Source organism: Janibacter sp. CFPM2_SD2 (assembly GCF_057364645.1).
The window spans coordinates 1-10,646 of sequence record NZ_JBNFOF010000104.1 but is presented as its reverse complement, the minus strand read 5'-3'; the positions used below and the strand labels follow the sequence as shown (position 1 = coordinate 10,646).

Sequence of the window (10,646 nt, the reverse complement as noted above, 5' to 3'; positions counted from 1 at the left end):
GGCGCTCCTCCTCGGCGGCAGCGGGCAGATCGGCTCGGCCCTGCGCCCGACTCCTGCCCGATGCCGTCGCGCCGGGCCGCGACGAGCTCGACCTCACCGACCCCGCCGCCGTCGAAGCCCTCGACCTCAGCGGCCACGACCTCATCATCAATGCCGCCGCGATGACCGCCGTCGACGCCGCCGAGACCCCCGACGGCAGCCGGCTCGCCTGGCGGCTCAACGCCGAGCTGCCCGCCCAGCTCGCGAGCAAGGCTGCGGCACAAGGCTGCACGCTCGTGCACTACTCCACGGACTACGTCTTCGACGGGCAGCGCGAGGTCCATGACGAAGGGGAGGCCCTCACCCCGGTGAGCGAGTACGGCCGCACCAAGGCCGCCGGTGACCTCGCCGTCGGCGTCGCCCCGCGCCACTACGTGCTGCGCACGTCCTGGGTGGTGGGGGACGGGGGCAACTTCGTCGCGACGATGGCCCGTCTGGCGGACGAAGGGAGGTCCCCTCGCGTCGTCGACGACCAGTGGGGCCGCCTGAGCCTCGCCGACGAGATCGCGGCGGCGACGCTCCACCTCGTGGCGAGCGGGGCTCCCTTCGGCACGTACAACCTCACGCAGGCGGGGGAGCCGATGACGTGGGCCGCGATCGCCCGGGAGGTCTTCGCGCTGCGCGGGCGCTCGCCCGACGACGTGATCGCGGTGACGACCGCCGACTACGACGCCGGGCTCGGCGACAGGGTGAGCGCGCCGCGCCCGCGGCACTCGACGCTCGCGCTCGACAAGCTGGTGGCCGCGGGGTACGAGCCGGCGGACCAGGTGGAGGCGCTGCGGCGCTTCGTGGAGGGGAGTTGACATGCGGGTGCTCGTGACCGGGGGAGCCGGGTTCATCGGGAGCAACTTCGTCCACCAGACGCTGGCGACGCGGCCGGACGCGGAGGTGACCGTGCTCGACGCGCTCACGTATGCGGGGTCGCTGCGCTCGCTCGACGGGGTGCTCGACGACGTGCGCTTCGTCGAGGGCCGGGTCGAGGACGGAGCGCTCGTCGACCGGCTCGTCGGGGAGGCCGACGTCGTCGTGCACTTCGCCGCCGAGTCGCACAACGACAACTCGCTGGCGTCGCCGGGGCCCTTCGTCCAGACCAATGTCGTCGGCACCTACGAGCTGCTCGAGGCCGTCCGACGCCACGGCGTGCGCTACCACCACATCTCCACCGACGAGGTCTACGGCGACCTCGAGCTCGACTCGCCGGAGCGCTTCAGCGAGGCCACGCCCTACAACCCGTCGAGCCCCTATTCGTCGACGAAGGGGGCGAGTGACCTCCTCGTGCGCGCGTGGGTGAGGTCCTTCGGCGTCGAGGCGACGATCTCCAACTGCTCCAACAACTACGGCCCCCGCCAGCACGTCGAGAAGTTCATCCCGCGCCAGATCACCGAGCTCATCGACGGGCGCCGGCCCCGGCTCTACGGCGACGGGCTCAACGTGCGCGACTGGATCCACGTCGACGACCACAACAGCGCCGTCTGGGCGATCATCGACCGCGGGCAGCTCGGCGAGACCTATCTCATCGGCGCCGACGGCGAGGTCGACAACACGACCGTCGTCGAGTCGGTGCTCGAGCTCATGGGCCGCGAGGCCGGCGACTACGACCACGTCACCGATCGGCCGGGGCACGACCGGCGCTACGCCATCGACTGGAGCCGGCTGCGCGAGGAGCTCGGGTGGCAGCCGCGCTACCGCGACTTCCGGTCCGGGCTGGCCGCGACGATCGACTGGTACCGGACCCACGAGGAGTGGTGGCGGCCGCAGAAGTCGGCCACCGAGGCCCGCTACGCCCGGAGCGAAAAGGTGCTGTGATTCCCCTTCGCCCTCGGTTTTGGGACCATGCCGGGATGCGCAACGGCTATCTCGACCTGCTGCGGGTCGTCGGCACGGTCGCGATCGTCCTCGGGCACATCGAGGGTCTCAAGCCGCTGCCGGACTACGTCTACCCCTGGCACGTGCCGCTGTACTTCATGCTGTCGGGGTGGCTGTGGCGGCCGGGGTCGCGTGACTTCGGCAGCGAGGTCAAGGTGCGCGCCAAGACCCTGCTGCTGCCGTACGTCCCGTGGTTTGCGATCGTCTCCCTCGTCTACGGGCTCGAGCTGTGGCGAAGGGGGCGCGACAGCACCGGCAAGGTCGAGGAGCAGCTGCCGGGCGGGGCCTATGCGATCGAGCCGTACTCCGCCTTCTGGTTCATCACCGCGCTCTTCGTCGCCGTCGTCACCATCCGCGGGCTGGAGGCGCTGCGACTGCCGCTGTGGCTGCAGCTGGCCGTCGGCGTCGGGCTGTGTGCGCTCGTGCAGACCCACCAGGACATCTCGGTGAACTCGCCCTTCGCGATCGCGCAGGGGCTCGGGTGCGTCATCTTCGTGCAGGCGGGCTACCTGGCGCGGCTGCTCACCGGGCGCTCGGGGCAGCGCTCGCGGTGGAGTCGCCGGACGCTGTGGGTGATGGCGATCGCGACCTTTGCGGCCGGGGTGTGGATCACGACGTGGCCGGGGGTGGGCAACCTCAACCTGAAGTTCGCGCAGTTCAACGAGCCGGTGTGGGCCGTCCTCGCGGGGATCCTCATCAGCGCCGGGATGATCATGGCCCCGATCTACATCGGCGGGGTGTGGTCGCACCGGATCAGCACGCTCGCCCAGTCGGGCATGGCGGTGATCCTGCTGCACGCGCTCTTCGTGTGGCTGGGCAAGGACTACCACCCCTGGGCCGTCGCCGTCGTGGCGGTGGTCGTGCCGTGGACCCTCGGGCTGCTGCTCGCGCGCACGCGGTGGGGGTGGGTCTTCGGCTGCTCTCGGCCCAAGCCGCTGGTGCCGGCTGCGTGAGCCTCTGCGTCGGGAGGTCGGGAGGTCGGTTGCCCCACCCCCAGCAGCTCGGTTGAGGTAATCGCGACCGTCTATTCGGTCGGAGGTACCTCTACTGGCGGGGTCAGCGGGGCGTGCTCGCGCTCATAGCCCTGGGTCGAGGTAACCGTGACCGACTAATCGGTCGGAGGTACCTCGTCCGCTGATACCTCGACGCGTCGACACGGTTGTCCCCAAGTTTGTCTGGGCGGGTCCAGTTGTCCACCGATCTCGCGAGGGGGGCCGCGAGGGGAGCACTCTCCTCCACTGTTCGGAGATGACCGACACCACGCCCGAGCAGCCAGAGGATGCCCACAGCCACGACGACGAAGGGGGTCGACCGCACGTCACGCGCGAAGGACCGCTGGACCGCCATCAGCGGGTGCTCGCCGTCGCGGAGGACACCGACTTCGTCGTTAGCCACCAGATGCTGCGCGCCATCGGAGTGAGCCGGCAGCAGGCAGCGCGTCAGGTCTCGGCCGGTCGTTGGACGAAGTGCGGCAGCCGGACCTTCGCTGTGCGCACCGGGCCGTTGGGGTTTCACGCCCGGTGCTGGCGAGGCGTGTGGGAGACGGGGGAGAGGATCGCCGTCATCGACGGGGTGAGCTCGCTCCAGCTCGCCGGGCTCAAGGGGTGGGACGAAGGCGACGTCGTCTTCGTGTCCGTCGTCCACCGGCACGACCGGACCCACCGTGAGGGAGTACAGGTGCGCAAGCTCGCTCGCCGCGTCCCCGACGAGGTCATCTCCTCGGGGGTACCGCGCACGCGCCCCGCAGTGGCAGCGATCCGGGCCGCGCACTGGGCGGCGAGCGACCGCGCGGCAGCGACTCTGCTCGCGATGGCCGTGCAACAGCGCCTTGTCACCCCCGATCAACTCGTCACGGCAGGGCAGATCGTCAAGGGGCGGACGCGCAGAGCCTTCATCGCACAGGTCGTCGCCGACATCGCCACCGGCGCCCACTCGCTCAACGAGCTCGACTTCGCGGCGTCGTGCCGGGCGCGGGGGCTTCCGGAGCCGACTCGTCAGGCGGTGCGCACGGGGTCCAAAGGGAGGGTGTACCTCGACGTGCTCTTCGAAAAGCACGGGCTGGTCGTCGAGATCGATGGTGCCGGCCACCTCTGGGGACTCAACGGTATCGCCGACGCCCTCCGAGCCAATCAAGTCGTCATCGACGGAGACCGCGTGCTGCGCATCAACGTCCTGGGCTGGCGGCTCGATGCCGACGCCTTCATGGATCAGGTGACTGCCGCCCTTCGCTCCGGGTGGGCACGGGAAAACCTCGCCAGACACAACGCAGACACGCTCGAGGTGCCACCGGACGAGGTGTGAGCGACCGGATAGTCGGTCAGAGATACCTCAACCCGCGCGTTGGGGGAGCGGGGGTCGGAGGTTGCCTGCTGGGTTGAGGTGGCGGCGACCGGATAGTCGGTCAGGGATACCTCAACCGAGCGGGCCGGGGGCCCTGCAGGAGGGCTCGGAGGAGGCGAGGAAGGGGAGGGGGACCGGGGTCAGCCGATCCACTCGCCCCAGCCGTGGTGCAGCACGAGCCAGGCGATTAGGCCGTAGCCCGCCTGGCCGGGGTGCACGCCATCAGCGGAGGCGGCGATGTCGGACTCCCACTGGTCGTGGCCGGCCAGCGGGGTGAAGGTGTCGACGAAGGTGACGCCCCGGCGGTCGCAGACGTCGCGCTGGGCCTCGACGACGTGGCGCAGCTGGTTGTTGACCTCCGGGTCGGCGGAGGGCGGGGGGCCGACGACGAAGGTCGCGACACCCTGGCTCGAGGCCTCGTCGAGGATGTTGGCGAGGTTGAGCCGCAGGCGGGCGATCGAGGTGGCCTGGGCGACGTCGGCATGGCCGATCTGGACGACCAGCCGCCGCTCGAAGACCCCCTCGAAGCGGGCGGGGGACTCGCGCAGCCAGCGCTCGGCGACCCCGCCGGCGGTCTCGCCGCGCACCCCGAGGTTGTAGTGCGCGACGACCGCGTCCTTGACCTGGGTGCGGGCCATGACCCGACCGACCCACCCAAGAGCCTTGTCGTCACCCTCGCCGGCGACGAAGGAGTCGCCGATGAAGACCAGCGAGATCTCCCGGCGCCCGTCCTCCTGGCCGAAGGTCGCGCTGGGGGTGAACTCGTTGCCGGCTGCGTCCGTCATCGGGTGGCCGCTCACGTGGGGTACTCCTGGGGTGGGTCGGTCTGTGGGTCCCGGCCGACGTTACTCGTCGTCGAGCTCCTCGTCGTCGAGGCGTGCCAGCCACGACGCGAGTCGCTCGATCGGCGTCTCGAACTCGGGGTTGAGGTCGACGAAGGTGCGGAGCTGGTCACTCACCCACTCGAGAGTGACCAGCTCCTCACCACGTCGGTCCGCGAGCTCCTCGATGCCGCGGTCCGTGAAGTACATCAGCGGTCGAAGGCGCGGGCGATGAGGTCCGCCTGCTCCTGCGCGTGCTTCTTCGCGGTACCGGCAGCGGGGGAGGCGCTCGGCGGGCGGGTCACCGCGGTCAGACCGCGGGTCTCGCCGTGCTTGGCCAGGTCGGCCGGCAGGTTCATGGCCAGGAAGGGCCACGCACCCTGGTTCTCCGGCTCCTCCTGCACGAGCACGAGCTCGGCGTTCGGGTACTTCGCCAGCTCGGCCGCGAGCTCCTCGCCCGGCAGCGGGTAGAAGCGCTCGAGGTGCAGGATCGCGGTCTGCTCGTCGCCGCGCTTCTTGCGCTCGGCCTCGAGGTCCCACGTGACCTTGCCGGCGGCGATGAGCACCCGGGTGACCTGGTCCCCCTTCGGCTGGGCCATGTCCGGCAGGACGCGCGGAAGGTGCCGGTCGTGAAGTCCTCCGGCTGGCTGCTCGCGGCCTTCAGGCGCAGCATCGACTTCGGGGTGAAGACGACGAGCGGGCGGCGCGGACGGTGGTAGGCCTGACGACGCAGCAGGTGGAAGTAGCTCGCCGGCGTCGACGGGAAGGCGACCGTCATGTTGTTCTGCGCGCACAGCGCGAGGAAGCGCTCGATGCGGGCGGAGGAGTGGTCCGGCCCCTGGCCCTCGTAGCCGTGCGGCAGGAGGAGGACGACCGAGGAGTTCTGGCCCCACTTCTGCTCGGAGGAGGAGATGAACTCGTCGATGATCGTGGCCGCGCCGTTGACGAAGTCACCGAACTGGGCCTCCCACATGACGAGCGCGTCGGGGCGCTCGACGGAGTAGCCGTACTCGAAGCCGAGGGCAGCGAACTCCGACAGCAGCGAGTCGTAGACCCAGAAGCGGGCCTGGCCGCCACCGAGGTAGTTGAGCGGCGTCCACTCCTCGCCGTCGTTCTTGTCGATGAGGACCGCGTGCCGCTGCACGAAGGTGCCGCGACGCGAGTCCTGACCCGCCAGACGCACCGGGGTGCCGTCCATGAGCAGGGAGCCGACGGCGATCATCTCGCCGGTGCCCCAGTCGATGCCGCCCTCGCTGACGGAGGCGGCACGCTTCTGCATGGCCTGCTGCAGCTTCGGGTGGATCGTGAAGTCCGCCGGCGGGGAGTCGAAGACGTCACCGATGTGCTTGAGGTCCGTCTCGGAGATCGCGGTCTCGTCGGCCGAGCGGGTCGTCGAGTCGCTCGTCTGCGAGGACGGGCGCTCCAGACCGGCGTTGTCGGGGGCGTCGGAGCCGGTGTCACCGGAGTCGCTCGACGCGTCGGCCGGCGACGAGGGGGCCTTGAGGGCCTCCTTCGTCTCGACGAAGACGCGCTCGAGCTGGGCCTGGTAGTCGCGCAGCGCGGCGTCGGCCTCCTCGGGCGTGATGTCGTTGCGGCCGATGAGGCTCTCCGTGTAGAGCTTGCGCACCGAGCGCTTGGACTCGATGAGCTTGTACATCAGCGGCTGGGTCATCGACGGGTCGTCGCCCTCGTTGTGCCCGCGGCGGCGGTAGCACACGACGTCGATGACGACGTCCTTGTGGAACTTCTGCCGGAACTCGAAGGCGAGCTCGGCGACCCGCACGCAGGCCTCCGGGTCGTCGCCGTTGACGTGGAAGATCGGCGCCTGGATCATCCGCGCGACGTCGGTGCTGTAGACCGACGAGCGGCTCGCGGACGGCGAGGTGGTGAAGCCGACCTGGTTGTTGACGATGACGTGGATCGTGCCGCCGGTGCGGTAGCCGCGCAGCTGGCTCTGCTGCAGGGTCTCCGCGACGACGCCCTGGCCGGCGAAGGCCGCGTCGCCGTGCATGAGGATCGGCAGGACGGGGAAGTCCTCGCCACCGTGGTTGAGTCGGTCCTGCTTGGCGCGCACGATGCCCTCGAGCACCGGGTTGACCGCCTCGAGGTGGCTCGGGTTGGCCGCGAGGTAGACCTTCGTCGTCTCGCCGTCCTCGCCGGTGAAGACGCCCTCGGTGCCGAGGTGGTACTTCACGTCGCCGGAGCCCTGGACGGACTTCGGGTCGAGCTGGCCCTCGAACTCGCGGAAGATCTGCCCGTAGGACTTGCCCGCGATGTTGGCCAGCACGTTGAGCCGGCCACGGTGCGGCATGCCGATGCAGACCTCGTCCATGCCCTCGCTGGCAGCGCGGGTGAGGATGCGGTCGAGCACGGCGATGACGGACTCGCCACCCTCGAGGGAAAATCGCTTCTGCCCGACGAACTTCGTCTGCAGGAAGGTCTCGAAGGCCTCGGCGGCGTTGAGGCGGCGCAGGATCCGCAGCTGCTCGTCGCTCGTGGTCTTCGCGTAGCCGACCTCGACCCGCTCCTGCATCCAGCGGCGCTGCTCGGGGTCCTGGATGTGCATGTACTCGATGCCGGTGGTGCGGCAGTAGGAGTCACGCAGGATGCCGAGGATCTTGCGCAGCTTGAGGAAGGGCTCGCCGCCGAAGCCGCCGGTGGCGAAGTGGCGCTCGAGGTCCCACAGCGTCAGGCCGTGGCTCGTGATGTCGAGGTCCTCGTGGCGACGCTGCTTGTACTCCAGCGGGTCGATGTCGGCCATGAGGTGACCGCGGACCCGGTAGGAGTGGATGAGCTCCTGCACGCGCGCGACCTTGTTGATGTCGTCGTCGTGCGTGGTGGAGATGTCCTGGACCCAGCGCACCGGCTCGTAGGGGATGCGCAGGCTCTCGAAGATCTCGTCGTAGAAGTTGTCCTTGCCGAGCAGCAGCTCGTGGACGATCCGCAGGAACTCGCCCGACTGCGCACCCTGGATGATGCGGTGGTCGTAGGTCGAGGTCAGCGTGAGGATCTTGGAGACCGCGTTGCGGTTGAGCGTCTCGGTGCTCGCGCCCTGCCACTCGGCCGGGTAGTCGAGGGCGCCGACGCCGATGATCGCGCCCTGGCCCTTCATCAGGCGGGGCATCGAGTGCACGGTGCCGATGCCGCCGGGGTTGGTCAGGGACATCGTCGTGCCCTGGAAGTCCTCGACGGTCAGCTTGTTGCCGCGGGCCTTCTTGACGACCTCCTCGTAGGCGCGCCAGAAGGTCGTGAAGTCCATCTGCTCGGCCGGCTTGATCGCGGGCACGAGGAGCTGGCGGCTGCCGTCGTCCTTCTGCAGGTCGATGGCGATGCCGAGACCGACGTGGGCCGGCTGGATGACGACCGGCTTGCCCTTCTCGTTCGTCGTGTAGCCGACGTTCATCTCCGGCATGGCGCGCAGTGCCTTGATGAGCGCGTAGCCGATGAGGTGGGTGAAGGAGACCTTGCCACCGCGGCTGCGGCCGAGGTGGTTGTTGATGACGATGCGGTTGTCGATGAGCAGCTTCGCCGGGACGGCGCGCACGCTCGTCGCGGTGGGCACCTCGAGCGAGGCCTCCATGTTGGTCACGACCCGGGCGGCAGCACCGCGAAGGGGGGAGTGCACGTCCTCGTCGGCCGGCTCGGGAGCCTTGGCCGGCTGCTCGTCGCGCGGGGTGGGCGCGGCCTTCTTGGCGGCCTCGGTCTTCGCGGGCGCGCCTTGGCCTCCGCCTGCTTCGGCTCGGCCTTGGCCGGGGCGGCCTCCGCCTTCTTGGGCTCTGCCTTCTTCGGCTCCGCCTTCGCCGGGGCGGGGGCCTGCGCGGCAGCCCCCTTCGGGCTGGTGCCGTTGTCCCCGCCGGACTGGCCCGGCGTGTAGTTCTCGAAGAACTCCCACCAGGCCTTGTCGACGCTGTTGCGGTCGTTCTTGAACTGCTCGTACAGCTCGTCGACGAGCCACTCGTTGGGGCCGAAGTCGTTCAGGGACACGGAGCCATCCTGGGGGTCAGGCACGGCGCATACGCCTCTTTCGTCACAGTCGCGAATCAGGGCCCGAAGTCAGCGCGGACCCCACTCCGACCAGCCTAACGTGACGCAGCCCATGCGCGAGCCCCCGGTCCGCCCGCTGACGCGAGGCACGAGCCGCCGCCCCCGCACCCCAGAACGTGACGAAGGGGGGAGCGCTCGCTCCCCCCTTCGTCCTGCTGGTGCCTCGCTCCTCAGGCGATGTCCTTGCGGACGGTGAGGAGGGTGCCGATGCCGGCGAGGACCGCGGCGTAGGCGATGAGCACGAGCGCCCCTGCCCACCACTGCAGCTGGTCGCCGCCCGGGCCGCCCATGGCGCTCGCGTCGACCCCGCTGACGATCGCATTGGTCGCACTCGACGGTAGGAACTTCGCGATGTCGGCGCCCCAGTCCCAGAAGCTGAGGATGACGCCGGCGATCGGCTCGACGATCCACGCGACGCCGATGGCGATGAGCAGCGCGGCCACCTGGTTGGGGATGAGGATGCCCACGCCGAGGCCGATGAGCGCCCACAGCCCGAGGACGAGCAGGCTGAGCAGCAGCGTGCGCCCGACCTCGGCGCTCGGGAAGACCTCGGCCCGCGCGCGGCGAGGACGATGCCGCCGGCGCCCACCGAACCGATGAGCGAGATGACGCCGTAGAAGGCGCCGATGACGAGCAGGGAGATGACCTTGGCGCCCATGACGGTGGTGCGCTTGGGCGTCGAGAGGAAGGTGCTCGTGATCGTCTTGTGGCGGTACTCGCTGCCGATCTGCATGACGCCGATGGCCAGCGTGATCAGGTAGGCGATGCCGAGACCGCCCGTGTAGACGGAGTTGGCGATCTGCGTCGGGTCGGCCTGCATCTGCGACTCCGGCGGCACCCCGCTCTGGTCGAGGGTGTAGACGATGCCGAAGAGGGCCGCGAAGGCGGCGCTCACGAGGAGCACGGCGATGGCCATGCCCCACCACATGCGCGTGGAGAAGTACTTGAGGAACTCGGATCGGATCGCACCCAGCATCAGTGCGTCCCTCCTTCCTGGCCCGGGGCCGAGACCGGGGAGATGCCGGCCATCGGGTCGTCGCCGAGGTTGCGGTTGGTCCCCTCGGTGAGGGAGAAGAAGAGCTGCTCGAGGTCCGCGGAGAGCGGCCGCAGCTCGTGGACCGGCACACCGGCGCGAAGGGCGACGTCGCCCACCAGCCGCAGGTCGTCGGTCTCGGCGACGATGCCGCCGTCTGCCTGGACCGCGGCCGGCACGTCGGCGATGCGCAGCGCGCCGACGAGCGCGTCGGAGTCCGTCGTGCGCACGAGCGACGTGGCGGTGCCGCGCAGCTCGCCGACGGTGCCCTCCTTGACGAGCTTGCCGTTGGCGATGATGACGACGTCGTCGACGGTCTGCTCGATCTCCTGCAGCAGGTGGCTCGACACGAGCACGGTCTTGCCCTCGGCGGCGAGGTGGCGCAGGAAGCCGCGCAGCCAGCGGATGCCCTCGGGGTCGAGGCCGTTGGCCGGCTCGTCGAGGACGAGCAGGCGCGGGTCGCCGAGCAGGGGCCCCGCGGCCAGGCCCGAGGCGCTGGCGCA

Annotated in this window: 7 protein-coding genes and 3 pseudogenes; 4 read left to right on the top strand and 6 right to left on the bottom strand. The window is 70.0% G+C overall.

Features of this window, described 5'->3' with window-relative positions:
• The 4 genes from AC2W7J_RS10820 to AC2W7J_RS10805 form a co-directional block, all read left to right on the top strand.
• The coding region (locus tag AC2W7J_RS10820; RefSeq protein WP_485982365.1) for an SDR family oxidoreductase at nt 1–842 on the top strand (842 nt) is incomplete at its 5' end.
• 1 nt (nt 843) lies between these two features.
• Nucleotides 844–1,845: a dTDP-glucose 4,6-dehydratase gene (gene rfbB, locus AC2W7J_RS10815; RefSeq protein ID WP_485982363.1), complete on the top strand. Its 1,002-nt coding sequence runs from the start codon at nt 844–846 to the stop codon at nt 1,843–1,845.
• Nucleotides 1,846–1,880: 35 nt separating this feature from the next.
• Entirely contained in the window at nt 1,881–2,858 is a 978-nt protein-coding gene (locus AC2W7J_RS10810; RefSeq protein ID WP_485982361.1) for an acyltransferase family protein, read from the top strand.
• A gap of 724 nt (nt 2,859–3,582) precedes the next feature.
• Nucleotides 3,583–4,206 (top strand): hypothetical protein, encoded by a 624-nt coding sequence (locus AC2W7J_RS10805; protein WP_485982359.1) that lies wholly within the window; start codon nt 3,583–3,585, stop codon nt 4,204–4,206.
• A gap of 179 nt (nt 4,207–4,385) precedes the next feature.
• Here AC2W7J_RS10805 and AC2W7J_RS10800 read toward each other — a convergent pair whose 3' ends face one another.
• The 6 genes and pseudogenes from AC2W7J_RS10800 to AC2W7J_RS10775 form a co-directional block, all read right to left on the bottom strand.
• Nucleotides 4,386–5,045, bottom strand: a complete 660-nt coding sequence (locus AC2W7J_RS10800; protein WP_255185588.1) for a DUF459 domain-containing protein — start codon at nt 5,043–5,045, stop codon at nt 4,386–4,388.
• Between the two features lie 45 nt (nt 5,046–5,090).
• A complete protein-coding gene (locus AC2W7J_RS10795) occupies nt 5,091–5,276 on the bottom strand; it encodes a DUF6104 family protein (RefSeq protein ID WP_485982356.1) in 186 nt (61 codons plus the stop codon).
• Nucleotides 5,276–9,074: pseudogene (locus AC2W7J_RS10790) on the bottom strand (multifunctional oxoglutarate decarboxylase/oxoglutarate dehydrogenase thiamine pyrophosphate-binding subunit/dihydrolipoyllysine-residue succinyltransferase subunit). The gene AC2W7J_RS10795 and the pseudogene AC2W7J_RS10790 overlap by 1 nt, the downstream one beginning before the upstream one ends.
• 206 nt (nt 9,075–9,280) lie before the next feature.
• On the bottom strand, nt 9,281–9,577 hold the full coding sequence (locus AC2W7J_RS10785) for a hypothetical protein (protein WP_485982367.1): 297 nt from the start codon (nt 9,575–9,577) through the stop codon (nt 9,281–9,283).
• A gap of 161 nt (nt 9,578–9,738) precedes the next feature.
• Nucleotides 9,739–10,026: pseudogene (locus tag AC2W7J_RS10780) on the bottom strand (ABC transporter permease); the annotation flags it as partial.
• A gap of 59 nt (nt 10,027–10,085) precedes the next feature.
• Nucleotides 10,086–10,646, bottom strand: a pseudogene (locus AC2W7J_RS10775) (ABC transporter ATP-binding protein); the annotation flags it as partial.

Bases quoted from the DNA above. Each gene is read 5' to 3' on its own strand.
- rfbB (WP_485982363.1), top strand. From the start codon at position 844: ATGCGGGTGCTCGTGACCGGGGGAGCCGGGTTCATCGGGAGCAACTTC.
- AC2W7J_RS10810 (WP_485982361.1), top strand. From the start codon at position 1,881: ATGCGCAACGGCTATCTCGACCTGCTGCGGGTCGTCGGCACGGTCGCG.
- AC2W7J_RS10795 (WP_485982356.1), bottom strand. From the start codon at position 5,276: ATGTACTTCACGGACCGCGGCATCGAGGAGCTCGCGGACCGACGTGGT.